Origin of the sequence: uncultured Winogradskyella sp. (genome assembly GCF_947496485.1) — a bacterium.
In the GTDB taxonomy this organism is placed as follows: Bacteria; Bacteroidota; Bacteroidia; order Flavobacteriales; family Flavobacteriaceae; genus Winogradskyella.
This window is the reverse complement of sequence record NZ_CANMCZ010000001.1, coordinates 1,354,503-1,368,762: the sequence shown is the minus strand read 5'-3', so window position 1 is coordinate 1,368,762 and position 14,260 is coordinate 1,354,503. Positions and strand designations below refer to the sequence as shown.

The 14,260-nt window shown below is 33.3% G+C and carries 12 protein-coding genes; 7 read left to right on the top strand and 5 right to left on the bottom strand.

Translation table 11 applies throughout. The annotated features are described in order from the left end of the window. Nucleotides 1-21 precede the first annotated feature (21 nt). A complete protein-coding gene (locus Q0822_RS05825) occupies nt 22-771 on the top strand; it encodes a hypothetical protein (RefSeq protein WP_299121348.1) in 750 nt (249 codons plus the stop codon). 59 nt (nt 772-830) lie between these two features. On the opposite strand, the gene Q0822_RS05820 is transcribed toward Q0822_RS05825, so the two are convergent. Next, nucleotides 831-2,687, bottom strand: a complete 1,857-nt coding sequence (locus Q0822_RS05820; RefSeq protein ID WP_299121346.1) for a sodium:proton antiporter — start codon at nt 2,685-2,687, stop codon at nt 831-833. A gap of 194 nt (nt 2,688-2,881) precedes the next feature. Beyond that, a complete protein-coding gene (locus Q0822_RS05815; protein WP_299121344.1) occupies nt 2,882-3,235 on the bottom strand; it encodes a DUF202 domain-containing protein in 354 nt (117 codons plus the stop codon). A gap of 156 nt (nt 3,236-3,391) precedes the next feature. Between Q0822_RS05815 and Q0822_RS05810 the strand changes: the two genes are divergently transcribed. Genes Q0822_RS05810 through Q0822_RS05800 form a run of 3 tightly spaced genes read left to right on the top strand, consistent with a single transcriptional unit; the run spans nt 3,392 to nt 7,680 of the window. Continuing rightward, complete coding sequence (locus Q0822_RS05810; RefSeq protein ID WP_299121341.1) at nt 3,392-4,252, top strand: MBL fold metallo-hydrolase; 861 nt, start codon at nt 3,392-3,394, stop codon at nt 4,250-4,252. Between the two features lie 18 nt (nt 4,253-4,270). Further along, nucleotides 4,271-5,875, top strand: coding sequence for a S8 family peptidase (locus Q0822_RS05805; protein WP_299121339.1), 1,605 nt, complete (start codon nt 4,271-4,273; stop codon nt 5,873-5,875). Nucleotides 5,876-5,877: 2 nt separating this feature from the next. Beyond that, a complete protein-coding gene (locus Q0822_RS05800) occupies nt 5,878-7,680 on the top strand; it encodes a M1 family metallopeptidase (protein WP_299121335.1) in 1,803 nt (600 codons plus the stop codon). Between the two features lie 52 nt (nt 7,681-7,732). On the opposite strand, the gene Q0822_RS05795 is transcribed toward Q0822_RS05800, so the two are convergent. Next, nucleotides 7,733-8,917 (bottom strand): succinylglutamate desuccinylase/aspartoacylase family protein, encoded by a 1,185-nt coding sequence (locus Q0822_RS05795; RefSeq protein ID WP_299121332.1) that lies wholly within the window; start codon nt 8,915-8,917, stop codon nt 7,733-7,735. A gap of 2 nt (nt 8,918-8,919) precedes the next feature. Further along, nucleotides 8,920-10,764, bottom strand: a complete 1,845-nt coding sequence (locus tag Q0822_RS05790) for a CBS domain-containing protein (protein ID WP_299121329.1) — start codon at nt 10,762-10,764, stop codon at nt 8,920-8,922. Between the two features lie 141 nt (nt 10,765-10,905). Here Q0822_RS05790 and rnpA point away from each other — a divergent pair, with 141 nt between their 5' ends. The 3 genes from rnpA (at nt 10,906) to Q0822_RS05775 (ending at nt 13,818) form a co-directional block, all read left to right on the top strand. Next, entirely contained in the window at nt 10,906-11,283 is a 378-nt protein-coding gene (rnpA, locus tag Q0822_RS05785) for a ribonuclease P protein component (RefSeq protein ID WP_299121327.1), read from the top strand. Continuing rightward, a complete protein-coding gene (locus Q0822_RS05780) occupies nt 11,280-12,914 on the top strand; it encodes a S41 family peptidase (protein ID WP_299121326.1) in 1,635 nt (544 codons plus the stop codon). The genes rnpA and Q0822_RS05780 overlap by 4 nt, the downstream gene beginning before the upstream one ends. A 70-nt stretch (nt 12,915-12,984) precedes the next feature. After that, a complete protein-coding gene (locus Q0822_RS05775) occupies nt 12,985-13,818 on the top strand; it encodes an OmpA family protein (protein WP_299121324.1) in 834 nt (277 codons plus the stop codon). Here the strand turns inward: Q0822_RS05775 and Q0822_RS05770 are convergent. Continuing rightward, nucleotides 13,815-14,258 carry a GNAT family N-acetyltransferase gene (locus Q0822_RS05770; protein ID WP_299121322.1) on the bottom strand — a complete coding sequence of 148 codons (444 nt, stop codon included), beginning with the start codon at nt 14,256-14,258 and terminating at the stop codon, nt 13,815-13,817. The two genes, Q0822_RS05775 and Q0822_RS05770, sit on opposite strands and share 4 nt — an antisense overlap. Between the last annotated feature and the right edge of the window lie 2 nt (nt 14,259-14,260).

The following is a 14,260-nucleotide window of genomic DNA, read 5'->3' as shown; positions in this document are numbered from 1 at the left end:
GCAACCAAAAACATAAATAATATGAAAACAAAATTCTCTTATGTAATAAGTACTGTTTTTCTGTGCTTTTTCATGCAATTAAACGCCCAGTCTGAATTTTTTAATGATTTAAATCTCAATCAAAAAGAGATTAAAGCTGAAGATTTTACCAATGTAGAGACAGGTTATATTCTAGACGATTTTAAATTCTTCACAGAAAACAAGCCAGAATTAAGCTTAATAGCTTATGAAGAACAAAAACCAGAAGACATTATATTTGCTATGCAAATGTTGGCAATAGGAGCTGGCCTTGGCCTTGGTGAAGACGAAACTTTATGGTGCTTACACGCTGCCTATTATTACAAATTAAGACAGTTTCAACGCTCGGCATTATATGCGTCATTGGGCCTAACATATAACGGTTTAAGCATTGGTGACACGACACAAAGCTTGGTTGATTTACAACTAAAATTCTTAATGTTTCATACCATTTCGCGACTTAACGAAATTCGCTTAATCTATGGTCTTCTTGGTGGCTATGGCTTTGGAAGCGAAAAGTTTAACAGTCTCACAACAGATTTTACTAGAATTACTTTGGCTGTTATAGTTGGATTTCAATTGATGTTATCAACACGGTGGTCTTTAGCACTAGAGACAAACCTAGTGGCGCATAATCGTTGGACATTTAAACCTGAAAGCGGAGGTGAGTTTAAAAACGACTTTACCAACTTTTTAATTAATAAAAATAATCTACTAACCCTATCCTTAATTTTTAATCTTGGTAAAAAATAACTAAAACATTTAATCACCGAACATTGAGAGGGGTTTTAAATAAAACTTCTCTCAATGTTCTATTCATGATCACCCGCAACCTCTTCAACATCAAAGGGTTTTCCTAAATAAACCAACTTGTATCCCTCACCTATTTCATCAGAATCAGTATTATTTGATGAAATAATGTGTAATTCACCCTCACTATCTTTTAGAAATAATGGAACCATATCCTTATCATTATTGGTTATTTCTATTAGGTTTTTGTAGTGAGCTTTATCGTCAATTTCTATTTCTTGTATTGAAGGAAATTTTCGGGCTACTTCATTTAATGTTAAGTAATCGCCACTATGAGAAAACAGCCCCTCTTTTGGAATATCTTCAGGATTATTCATTTCGTTTGTTGTAACCAATCTAAATGAACCATTTTCACCAAATTGCTTGCTAAATTTATTAATAGTGTATTTGTTAATATCAGAATTACCTGTCATTGCCATTAAATAACCAACATCATTCAATTCGATATTATCTGATAGTGTTTCAGAATATATATTAGTACTTAAAGCCTCAATTCCAAGTTCTTTCGCTTTATCAATATTATTTTGGTTACTGTCTATAAGAACGACATGTCTGCCATTAGATTCAAGATAATGACCTAGTAAGCGAGATACTTTAGAGGCGCCTACTATTAATATACCATTAGATTTGGTCAAAAACACCCCAACCATTTTAGCAAATAAACGCGCTGTGGTTGCATTTAATAAAACGGTTCCAAGAACTATCATAAAAACCAAAGGTGTAATATATTCCGCGCCTTCTACTCCTTGCTTAAGTAGTTTGCTTCCAAAAAGTGAAGCGATACCTGCAGCCACTATACCTCTAGGACCAACCCAACTAATAAAAAGTTTTTCATTAAGATTCAGTTTAGAACCGTTAGTGCTTATAAATACCGCTAAAGGTCTAATAACAAATACTACAATCGCAAAAAGGGCAGCTGTTTTCCATGTATAAAGTAGCATTAAATCCTCTATATTTATGTTTGCGGCTAGCAAAATAAATAAAATAGAAATGAGTAAAACGCTTAAAGATTCTTTGAAATATAGCAGTTCTTTTAGGTTGTCTAGTTTACTGTTTCCTAAAACCATTCCCATTACTACAACTGCTAATAAGCCAGACTCATGTGCAAAAATTTCTGACTCAACAAAAACCAAAAGAACAACCGATAATGAGACGACATTTAGCAAGTAGTGAGGTATCAATTTTTTGTTGATAGCAAAAGCCAACGCATGTGCAAACGTAAATCCAAATGTGGTTCCGAAAAGTACAATTTTACCAAACTCTATAAGTGCTGTTTTGGTAAAGCCACTGTCACCGCCAACGCTAATAAACTCAAATACCAATACGGCAACTAAAGCGCCAATTGGATCAATTAGAATACCCTCCCATTTTAATACGGCAGAAATGTCTTTTTTTAACGGAATGTTTCTTAAAATTGGTGTTATTACAGTAGGTCCGGTAACAATGATAAGTCCCGAAAACAAAAATGACAAGTCCCAACTAAGTTCAAAAATATAGTGTGCAACAATACCTGCACCAAAAAATGTAACAGCAGAACCTAGGGTAATAAGTTTTGTAATAACAGGGCCAACATTTTTTATTTCTGAACGCTTTAGAGTTAAACCTCCTTCAAAAAGAATAATACTAATGGCAAGTGAAACAAAATAGTATAAAGCTTCACCCGGAAAAAGCCCTTTCTTTAGCTCCTCGTTCCAAATGGGTTCTATCCACTTGGTTCCGTCTTCGCTTAAAAACTCTGAAGCAATAGGTCCAACCAAAAGTCCAATTAAGATTAAAGGTAAAATAGCCGGAATTTTAAATTTCCAAGCCACCCATTGTGCTAATATTCCTAAGATTATGATTCCTGCTAATTCTAACATCTATCTACTTTTTTCGTGAAAATACTAAATAAATATAATTTTTAGAGTGCGGTTAAGGGTTTTATGGTTTTCGTTTTTAAAAACATACTAACTCCCGAAACACAATAACTAATTAATAAAAGCAAGATTGTATTTTATTGTTTAGTTTGGGTATTATTCAATTTTGTTAAAACAAAAATGTATTGCTGGTAAAATTATTTGTCATTATCCTGTGATTCAACATTATAATAAAGCGTTTTTAAACTTCTTTTTAATATTGTAAACCTGTAAACACCAATGATAAAAAACACAATACAAAATACCATAGCGGTAAGTGCTAAATATTGGAAATTAGCAAACTCTTTAAGTTGATATAGAGCAATACTCCCAAGTAATAAATATAATGACGATCTTACATAAGATAAAAGTGTGCGTTCGTTTGCCAGACGCGTGCGTTCAATTGCTAAATAATCTCTCAAAATAACTTTTTGGTCTGGATTAAAATCACGTCCAAACCTCAGTAATTTCATTTTCTTAAATTTTAACGATGATTTTTTTTCTTGTTTCATATGTAGTTCAATTTATCTTTACATAAATGTAATTATTTTATAGTGAGTTTAATACTGTATATATTGTATTTGTTAAAAATCCTGTAATTAATGATGACTAACAACAATTAGTTTTAAACCTTTTAGTAATTTGCACGACTTTGAAAAATTTTGCTAATGCAACTATACCCTATTAATGCCGGAAACTTTAAGCTCGATGGTGGAGCTATGTTTGGTGTGGTTCCAAAATCATTGTGGACAAGAACTAATCCTGCAGACAACAACAATATGATTGATATTGCGGCACGTTGTTTGTTAATTGAAGATGGAAATCGTCTTATTTTAATCGATACGGGAATGGGCAATAAACAAAGTGATAAGTTCTACGGCTACTATTTTCTTTGGGGAAATGACAGTATAGACAAATCATTGGCGTCTTACGGTTTTCACAGAGATGACATTACAGATGTATTTATGACGCATCTTCATTTTGACCATTGTGGAGGTAGCATTCAATGGAACAAGGATAAAACAGGTTACGAACCCGCTTTTAAGAATGCATATTTTTGGAGTAATAAAGACCATTGGAAATGGGCAACAGAACCTAATCGACGTGAAATTGCTTCGTTTTTAAAAGAAAATATTTTACCGATGGAAGACAGTGGGCAATTGAAGTTTACATCTGTTCCAGAACAACATATTTTAAGAAATTCAGAATTAGGCTTTGATATTTTCTTTGCTAATGGCCACACAGACAAACAAATGATTCCTATGATACAATACAAAGGAAAGACGATCTGTTTTATGGCAGATTTACTGCCAACTGCAGGTCATTTACCATTGCCATTTGTCATGGGATATGATACAAGGCCCTTACTTACTTTAGACGAAAAAGAGTTATTTTTGAATTTGGCCGCAGACAATAATTACTATTTGTTTTTAGAGCATGATGCTCATAGCGAAATTATAACAGTTAAGCACACTGAAAAAGGTGTCAGGCTTAACGAAACACATACCTGTAAAACATTATTTAACTAAAGAATAAAATAGAAAAACATGAAATTTAATTACAACCCAATAATATACCTAAGTTTTGCCGCAACCCTATTTGTCGCTTGTGGCTCAACAGCAGACATACTTTCTACACCTATAGAAAACATAGATACTTCGCCCTTAAAAGTTACAGAACTAACTGAAGCAGAAAAGAATAATTGGGGACATTTAGATCTCGAAAAAGATACTATTCCTGGTATGGCTGTAGATAGAGCTTATGCCGAGCTGATTAAAAATAAAAAAGGAAAGAAAGTGATTGTTGCCGTAATTGATTCTGGAATTGATATAGATCATGAAGACTTAGATGATGTTATTTGGACCAACAAGGATGAAATTCCTAACAACGGAAAAGATGATGATAAGAATGGGTATATAGATGATATTCATGGCTGGAATTTTCTTGGTGATGCTTATGATGAGCAATTGGAATATGTAAGAATTCTTGCAAGTGGAAACACTTCTAATCCAAATTATGTGGCAGCTCAATCAAAATATGATGAGGAGTACCAATTGTGGACGGGTCGTAAGACCCAATATGACCAAATAGCTCAGGTTATTAAAAATGCAGATGAAACATTAGCTAAACATCTTGGCAAAAAAGATTACACCATCAAAGAAGTGAATGCCATAAAAACTGAAGACCAGACATTGCTTCAAGCGGTTCAAATTGCTCAAAATGTAAATGCTAATGGCGCGACTTTAACTGAAGCTACTTCAGAAATAAATGATATTCTTGTACAAATCAACGAGCGTTTAAACTTTAACCTAAATAAAAGCTTTTCTGGTCGTAAAACTGGTGATGATATTAATAACCTGTCTGATACTGGTTATGGAAACGGAAATGTTAAACCTTTAAAGAAAGATGAGGCCCATGGAACGCACGTTGCTGGTATTATTGCTGCAGAACGTAACAATGGCAAAGGTGCAAATGGTGTTGCTAATAATGTTGAAATTATGGCCATTAGAACGGTTCCTAATGGAGATGAGTACGACAAAGATGTTGCTTTAGCCATCAGATATGCTGTAGATAATGGAGCTAAAGTAATTAATGGAAGTTTCGGGAAGTCTTTTTCACCTCATGCGGATTGGGTAAGAGAAGCTATTAAATACGCATCAGATAACGATGTTATTTTTGTTCATGCGGCTGGAAACGATAGTAAAAATGTAGATACTGAGCCTAATTTTCCGGATGATAATGTCAATTATGTTGAAGTATCAGACACCTATATAAGAGTGGGCTCATTAGCTCCTAAATATGGTTCTAAAATGGTGTCTAGTTTTTCTAATTACGGTAATAAAAATGTAGATGTTTTTGCACCAGGATCTGAAATTTATTCTACAGTCCCAGAAAATGAATACGAGGCTAACAGTGGAACTTCAATGGCAGCACCAGGTGTTGCTGGTATAGCAGCTTTAATTCGCTCGCAATATCCTAATTTAAGTGCGGCACAGGTAAAGCAAGTTATTTTAGATTCAGGACTGCCATTAACAACAAAAGTAGTTGTAGGTGGAGATGCCTCTAACGTTAAACCGTTTTCAGAATTATCAAAATCTGGTAAAATTGCTAACGCCTACAACGCCTTAATTATGGCTTCAAAATTAAAATAAACATGAAGAAATTTCTTTTAAGTTTTTCTGTTTTTGTCTTTGCACTTTCTTGTGGAGCAACAGAAAAACCATCTCAAAACACAAAACCCACAACCAAAGCAAACGACTCGTATTGGCAACAAAATGTTGATTATAGTATGGAAATTGATATGGATGTGAACACATTTCAATATGATGGGAAACAAAAATTAGTCTACACCAATAATTCCCCAGATGTTCTTAATCGTGTGTATTACCATTTATATTTTAATGCTTTTCAACCAGGTAGTGAAATGGATGTGCGTTCACGTACTATTAAAGATCCTAGTCCAAAAATTGGTGACCGCATAAGTAAATTACAGCCAAATGAAATAGGATATATTAAGGTTAATTCATTAAAACAAAACGGAGAATCTATTTCTTATGAAACTGTCGGAACGGTTTTAGAGGTGAAATTAAACAAGCCTATTCAACCCGGTGAGAAGGTGACTTTTGATATGCTTTTCAAAGCTCAAGTCCCTATTCAAATTCGTCGCTCTGGAAGAAACAATGCAGAAGGTGTGGCATTATCCATGACACAATGGTATCCTAAATTAGCTGAATACGATGATGAAGGTTGGCACGCTGATCCATACATAGGAAGAGAGTTTCATGGTGTTTGGGGAGATTTTGATGTAAAGCTTACTATAGATAAAAATTACGTGGTTGGTGGCACGGGTTATCAACAAGGTGAACCAAGAATTAAAGGGGGAAAGAAAACCATTCATTTTAAAGCTCCAAAAGTTCATGATTTTGCTTGGGCCGCAGATCCAGGTTTTCTTCATGATACCATGCAGGTACCTAATGGTCCAATGCTTCACTTTTATTACAAAAAAGATTTAGAACAAAAATATCTGGACAATTGGAAAAATTTACAGCCAGAAACCGTTAAATTAATGCAGTTCTTTAGTGAGCATGTTGGCAAATATCCTTACGAGCAATACTCAATAATTCAAGGTGGCGATGGCGGCATGGAATATGCCATGAGCACTCTTATAACTGGTCAACGTAGATTTAACAGTTTAGTAGGTGTTACAGCGCACGAATTGGCACATACTTGGTTTCAGTTTCTATTGGCAACCAATGAGGCCAAACACGAATGGATGGATGAAGGGTTTACTAGTTATATTTCTGCTTTAGCAATGAATTCTTTAAGAGAAGAACCTAGAGATAATCCTTTCACTGGTTCTTACAGAGGCTATATTGGTTTAGCAAACTCTGGTGTGGAACAACCTTTAACCACACATGCGGATCGCTACACGTATAACCGAGCCTATGGAGCTTCAGCATATAGTAAAGGGGCTGTTTTTATGGCGCAATTAGGTTATGTTATAGGTGAGGGCAACTTAAAAGAGACTATTAAAAAATACTTTACTGATTTTTCTTTTAAGCACCCTAAGCCAATGGATATTGTTAGAACAGCTGAACGTATAACGGATTTAGAACTCGATTGGTATTTAATTGATTTTGCACAAACCACAAACACCATAGATTATGGTGTAAAAGCTGTTGAGGGAAAATCCATAACCTTAGAGCGTATTGGTCTAATGCCTATGCCTATTGATCTTTCTGTAACATATGCGGATGGTTCTACTGAAGAATTTTATATTCCTCTACAAATGATGCGAGGTGAAAAACCAACCTCAGCAACTATAATTAATGATTGGGCTTGGGCGATGCCAACCTATACTTTTGAAGCTAACAAAACTGTGAAATCTGTAGAAATTGATAGTACCCAGATGATGGCTGATGTTAAACGCGAGAATAATACATTAACTTTAGAATAGGCTGTTGAAATTCAAACACTGAAAACCCCATCAAGTTGATGGGGTTTTCGCTTTAATACCATTGTTCATTCTTATACATCTCATTTTTAGAAACACGCTCTCGATTATATAATAGTAAATGTGTTTTATCAACTTGTTTGTTCCTATAACCAAACAGATGAAAAATAGACTTGGCCATAAAACGTGTCACCTTTAGGTTTGCCTTTAAAACTCCTGAGTTTTTATTGTGCCACGAAATTCCCGGAAGCACAGTTAACAAATTGTCTGCATGTATTTTTCTTAATAGCTCAGACAGCTTAAGGTAAAATCGTGGAATTGATCTTATAATAAAGAAGCCGTCATTGCCAGACTTTTGATATAGAGGCATAAATAATTTAGCGTTATAATCTGAATATATCTTTATGCCGTCGGTTATTGCGAGTAGTGCTCCTTTTTTTATATTTTGAAAACTTTCGAACCCATTCTCCATTGCAAAATCTTCTTTGGGTTTTATGTGATATTTATAAATAACCTCAAAAATTGAGGATACTTTTTTAGTGGCTTTTATTAGTTCGTTTTCATGGCGTTTTGCATCTGTAGATTTTAAATTCCCTGCGTTTTTAAGCGCCAAGTGTATAAATGCCTCACAATTAGTAATTGCGCTGGGATCTGTGTGTTGACCAGATTCAAAACCAAGAGATACATAACCTAAAGTATTAAGATAACTTAAGAGAGGGCCTTCCAAATACTCCTCTATACCTAGGACGATCGGAACAGGAAAACAGCTAGAAAACTTTCTGTTAATTAAAGCGTCGTTAATAGTAATAAAAGGAAGCGACTTGCTTGATGTGGTGTGAAGATCTATAAAGTAAAGAGGGCTTTTTGTTTTGGCTAAAAGCTTGTTTAAAAAATAAAAAAGCTCCTCTTGCTCTTGTTCCTCCTCGTTTAATTCTACATTGTGTTTTAATGCTTTTAGTTGCTTCAATGTCCACATTCTGTTGAGATCAGACTTTAGAAATCGCTTATTTTGTTCTAATGCTTTTATGTTGCCATAAACACCATAAATTTCACCATACACCTCTTTGGTATTAATGTTTTTTAAGACACTATCTAAGGCCTTAACTCCGGCATATTCATTACCATGTATTCCTCCAAAAAAAACCATAGTAGATCCAGGATGTTCTCCAACGATATGGTGAAAAATTCGATTTGTTGCTTCAGTTTGTTTCTTATATGTCTTAAGACTAGTTTCTGTCATTTTTATAAATCGCTCGTAGTTAGAATACCTAGTAGTTCTTTATTTCTAACTACAGGTAAGCAATTAATTTTATGGGCTTTCATAATTTTTTCAGCTTCTTCTAAAGGCGCTTCCTGTGATATGGTTATTAGGTTCTTTGTCATAACGTCCTTTACACATAAATGTAAGTCCTTATCTCCTAGCTTTATTAAATCTGTCCATGTCAATAAGCCAGTTAATTCTTTTTCCTTATTTATAACTGGTAAATGGTGGATGTTTTTCCATTTCATAATATTACTGACCAATTCTAAACTATCCTTTTGGTCTACTAAAAGCATTTTTGTGTTCATATTGTGCTTAACTATGCGGCTCACGTCTATCTTTAAATTTTCATCAGGATTAAATAATTCCCATTCATCAACCGTTTTATCTTTGAGTTGGTGCTTATACATATATGCAGAAATATTTTGTAAGGCTTCAAAATTAGTTTTCGTTTTTTGAAGATTCCTGTAATTTTCAACCATCCATTGAGATCCATTATTAGAGTTAACGCGTTTTCTAATTATTGAAAGATATTTGTCGATGTCTGCTTTGTCTATGTTAGCTTTAGTTAATCCTTTTTCGGCGATTGGTAAAAATTCTTCTATAATTAATGCTTTCGGAGATATAAGTTGGTTATTCCATTTAAATTGGGTTTCCATTCCGTTTCTAGCTGCCTTAAAGAAATTGTTTTTTACATCTTTAAAGTCCATTTTTTCTTGAATTTTTTTGTATTTCTCTGGCTGGCCAAGCATTAAGCCTACCCAAAAAACCATATTGGCAATTTCATCGGTAAGTGTTGGTCCAGAAGGAATGTAACGACACTCAATTCTAAGATGCGGCTTTCCGCCTCCAACACCATAACAAACACGATTCCACTTATAAACTGTACCATTATGCAATTGTAGTGCTCTGAGTTTAGGAATCTCTCCTTTTTCTAGTTTTTCTAAACTATCGTCATGCTCATCAGAAGTCAAAAGACTTCTAAATCTTGAAATGTGATCTCTAAAAATATCTGTCACAGTGCCTTTTTCCCAGTCAGCACCAAAACTCACACGCGATTGTTTTTCGTTGTGTATGAAAGAATTTCTTCGGGTATCAATGCTTTGTGTGAAAAGTGCTATTCTGGTTTCTGCCCACAGTTCTCGTCCAAATAAAATAGGGGAATTTACACAGCTACTTAAAACCGGACCCGAAATAGCTTGTGCCCAGTTGTATTTGTCCACAAACTCATCTGGATTAATCTGTAGGTGTGTTTGAAAACTCGTATTGCATGCTTCTAACATTACGCAATCGTGTATAAGATTTAATTCGTCAACCCCTTTTATGTGAATATTAAAATCCTCTCTTCTCGACGATTTTAAGGCATTATTAAGCACATGATACCTTGCTTTGTCTGTCATGTAATCATCCTTTATGTGCTTCAGCCTTAAAGTAGGTAGTATGCCTGTTAGTACAATTTTTGAGTCCTTAGTTTTTGCTACTTCTAATCCTTTTTCTAGAAGTTTTTTAAATTGAAGGTGCAGTTGAGAAAAACAATTATCTCTTAACTCTAAAGGATCTGAATTAATTTCGAGATTATATTTTCCTATTTCGGTAGTAAAATGGTCGTCATTTATAGCCTCTAAAACTTCAATACTATTGTTGTTGGGGAAGAAGTCTTTTTGGGTAACGCAAAACTCTTGCTCGGCACCAATTCTAATAGGTTCCTTTTCAATTAATCCTCTTTTTAGCATTATATCTAAAGCTTCAAGATCTTTTACAAGATGGTGTATATATAATGCTTTATCTTTAGGGCTTTTAAGTTGTTTAACATCTAAATGTCCCATATTTACTACAAAATAATAGTTAATCTATGTAAGGTACTATTTGTTAAAGATTTAAAGTATGACTTTTGTCATGATGATTATATAGTGGTGCTTTGGTAAAGTAAAATACTATTCTAAATTTACATCCTTTAAGAATATAAAATGTCATTTAAATACGGTAAAAAAGATAAGCTAAAAAGCAAAAAACACATTGAGCAGCTGTTTAATGAGGGGAAAGCGATTACAGTTTTTCCATTGCGTCTTATTTACCTTAAAACTGAATTTGAAAATGCTGTCAACTTAAAAACTGGAGTTACTGTTAGTAAGCGACTTCACAAAACAGCGGTTACAAGAAATAGAATAAAACGTATTCTTAGAGAAGCTTACAGGCTTAATAAACCCTTATACTTTAACAATAGTTCTGCATCTTATGCGTTTATGATTTTGTACCTTAGTAAAGATGGAACAACTTTTGATAAAATAAACACCAGTATGAAATTGTTGTTTGAGAAATTTATCCAAAAAACTTCTGAAAAATGAAAAAACTACTACATAAAAAAATTGCTATTCCTGCTTTAGCAGTTATTATATTCTTTAGCACTACAGCTTTTAAAAATGACTTCTTTGAAATAGCGAAGCAAATAGAAATCTTCACCACTCTTTTTAAGGAAATAAACATGAATTACGTTGATGACACTAATCCTGGTGATTTAATGGACACAGCAATAAAAAGCATGTTAGATGATTTAGACCCTTACACACAATTCTATAATGAACAAGATGTAGAAGCAGCTAGAATTAATAATGCTGGAGATTACACAGGAATTGGAGCAAAAGTATTAACCTTAAAAGATAAATTAGTCATTGTAGAACCATATAAGAATTATGCCGCAGATAAAGCTGGATTAAAAGCTGGTGACGAAATTATAAAAGTAGATAAAGTGAACGTAGCAGATTTTAAAGATGATGCTGCAAATTTATTACAAGGTGCTGCAGGCACAGAGGTTACCGTAACTTATAACAGACAGGGGAAAACCAATACTGTAAAAATTACAAGAGAATCTTTAGAAATAAAGGCTGTACCACATTATTCTATGGTCGATGATAAAACAGGCTATATAGTACTTAGAAAATTTAATAATAAAGCTTCTGCTGAGACCATAAGTGCGCTTAGAGCTTTAAAAAATCAAGGAGCAACGCAATTGATTTTAGATCTTAGAGGTAATCCAGGAGGTTTACTAAATGAAGCTGTTAACGTCACTAATATTTTTGTGCCTCAAAACCAATTAGTAGTAACTACTAAATCTAAAGTTAAAAAATACAATAAAACCTATTATACTAAACGCGACCCAGTAGATACAGAAATACCTTTAGTAGTATTGGTAGATGGCAGTAGCGCTTCTGCAAGCGAAATAGTTTCTGGTGCATTACAAGATGTAGATAGAGCTGTTGTGGTTGGTACTCGTAGTTTTGGTAAAGGATTGGTACAAAGACCAAAGCCTTTAACCTATGGCACACAAATGAAAATTACAATTTCTAGATATTATACTCCTTCTGGTCGTTGTATCCAAGCGTTAGATTATTGGAACAGGGACGAAAATGGAAAAGCCACAAGAACAAAACAAGAAAATTACACCGCATTTAAAACCAGAAACGGCAGAGATGTGTTTGATGGTGGTGGTGTACAACCAGATGTTGAGGTTGAGTTTTCTAAACAAACACCTATATCAAAAGCTATTTTAAACGAAAATTTAGTGTTCAACTTTGCAACAAATTATTATTATAGCAACAAAGTAGAGGACTTAAAGAGTTTTAAACTTAGTGATTCGGACTTTAAAAAGTTTAAAACTTATCTAAAGACAACTGGTTTTAATTTTGAAACAAAAACAGAAAAAGCTTTACAAAAAACGATTAATGTTGCTAAGGAAGAAGAATTAGATGGTGTTGTAAAGTCAGAATACAATGATTTAATTACCACTCTAAAAAACTATAAGTCTAATGCTATAAATGAAAATAAAGCGCAATTAAAAGCTTTAATTACTGATGAAATAATTAAGCGTTATTTTTATAGTGAAGGTCTGTATACATATTACACAGTTAATAATGTTGAAATTAAAAAAGCGTTGAGTATCCTTAATAACCCATCACAATATGCCAGTATTTTGAGATAAAAATTAATTTTTTTTATATTTATCACCACATAAATTTTCTATTGGCAAGAAAATTGATATAAAATTACACATGAAAGCCCTACTTGTTTTTTTATGCTTTAGTTTCCAATTCGCTTTTTCTCAGGAAGAATTGAAACACGAAGTGTATTTTGATACTGACAAACACGACATTCCTGAAACCGAACACAGCAGGTTATTACTCTTTTTATCTGAAATAGAAAATATGGATATTGAAAAAATTTCTATATACGGATTTTGTGATGATAGAGGAAGTGATAATTATAATCTAGTTCTTTCTCAACAACGTGCAGATGCTATTAAGTCTGTCTTTTCTAATAACGAATTTGATGAGTCTGTAATAACAAATGTTGATGGTAAAGGTGAAATTTTATTAAATATCGTACACGAAGAAGATTTAAATAAAATTAGAGGATTAAACCGTAAAGTGGAAATTATAGTAAAACCTGTTTTTCCCCCTAAACCTAAAGAAGAAAAAGAAGATAATACAGAAAGTTTATTAAAAGGAGATTTAAAAGAAGGGGATAAAATTTTACTAGACAACTTATTATTTAGAACAGGATATAGTTACCTCGTAAAAGACTCTAAACCTGTGTTAGATAAAATCGCAGAAATACTAGCAGAACGTACAAATATTTACTTTACTATAGAGGGCCACGTATGTTGTACTCAGGGAGAAAGAGATGCTATTGACCGTAAAACAAAGAAAAGAAACTTATCTGTAGCTCGTGCAAAATATATCTATGATTACCTTGTTAAAAAAGGGGTAAGACCTTATCGAATGAAGTTTGTAGGTATGCGTCGTAAAGAACCTTTAGGTGGTGCACCAGAATTAGATAGGCGTGTAGAAATTTTAGTTACTAAAGTTTACAAAAAATCTGATTAAGATCTTATCATTCCTATATGCGGAATACCATCTTCTAAGTATTCCTCACCTACTTCTCTAAATTCTAAATTGTTATAAAAACGTTTCAAATACGTTTGTGCAGAAATCTTAATTTTTGTTTCATTATAATGATCTTTAACGGCTTCAATTGATGCTTTCATTATATCATAACCATATTTGTATTGTCTTTTTTCCTCCTTCACCACTACTCTACCAATACTAGCTTCTTTAAAATAATCACCTGGTTGAAATAATCTGGTATAAGCCACTAGTTGTTCATCTTTATACCCTAGAATATGAAGTGCTTTTTGATCCTTTCCATCAATATCTTGGTAAACACAATCTTGCTCTACAACAAAAACTTCACTTCTTAGCTGAAGTAAATCATATAATTGTTGAGTACTTAATTCTTTAAATGTTTTTACTTCTATTTTTAACATAC

Coding starts and splice junctions, on each gene's coding strand:
- Q0822_RS05800 (WP_299121335.1), top strand. CDS start 5,878: ATGAAGAAATTTCTTTTAAGTTTTTCTGTTTTTGTCTTTGCACTTTCT.
- rnpA (WP_299121327.1), top strand. CDS start 10,906: ATGTCATTTAAATACGGTAAAAAAGATAAGCTAAAAAGCAAAAAACAC.
- Q0822_RS05820 (WP_299121346.1), bottom strand. CDS start 2,687: ATGTTAGAATTAGCAGGAATCATAATCTTAGGAATATTAGCACAATGG.
- Q0822_RS05810 (WP_299121341.1), top strand. CDS start 3,392: ATGCAACTATACCCTATTAATGCCGGAAACTTTAAGCTCGATGGTGGA.
- Q0822_RS05770 (WP_299121322.1), bottom strand. CDS start 14,258: ATGTTAAAAATAGAAGTAAAAACATTTAAAGAATTAAGTACTCAACAA.
- Q0822_RS05825 (WP_299121348.1), top strand. CDS start 22: ATGAAAACAAAATTCTCTTATGTAATAAGTACTGTTTTTCTGTGCTTT.
- Q0822_RS05805 (WP_299121339.1), top strand. CDS start 4,271: ATGAAATTTAATTACAACCCAATAATATACCTAAGTTTTGCCGCAACC.
- Q0822_RS05795 (WP_299121332.1), bottom strand. CDS start 8,917: ATGACAGAAACTAGTCTTAAGACATATAAGAAACAAACTGAAGCAACA.
- Q0822_RS05815 (WP_299121344.1), bottom strand. CDS start 3,235: ATGAAACAAGAAAAAAAATCATCGTTAAAATTTAAGAAAATGAAATTA.
- Q0822_RS05790 (WP_299121329.1), bottom strand. CDS start 10,764: ATGGGACATTTAGATGTTAAACAACTTAAAAGCCCTAAAGATAAAGCA.
- Q0822_RS05775 (WP_299121324.1), top strand. CDS start 12,985: ATGAAAGCCCTACTTGTTTTTTTATGCTTTAGTTTCCAATTCGCTTTT.
- Q0822_RS05780 (WP_299121326.1), top strand. CDS start 11,280: ATGAAAAAACTACTACATAAAAAAATTGCTATTCCTGCTTTAGCAGTT.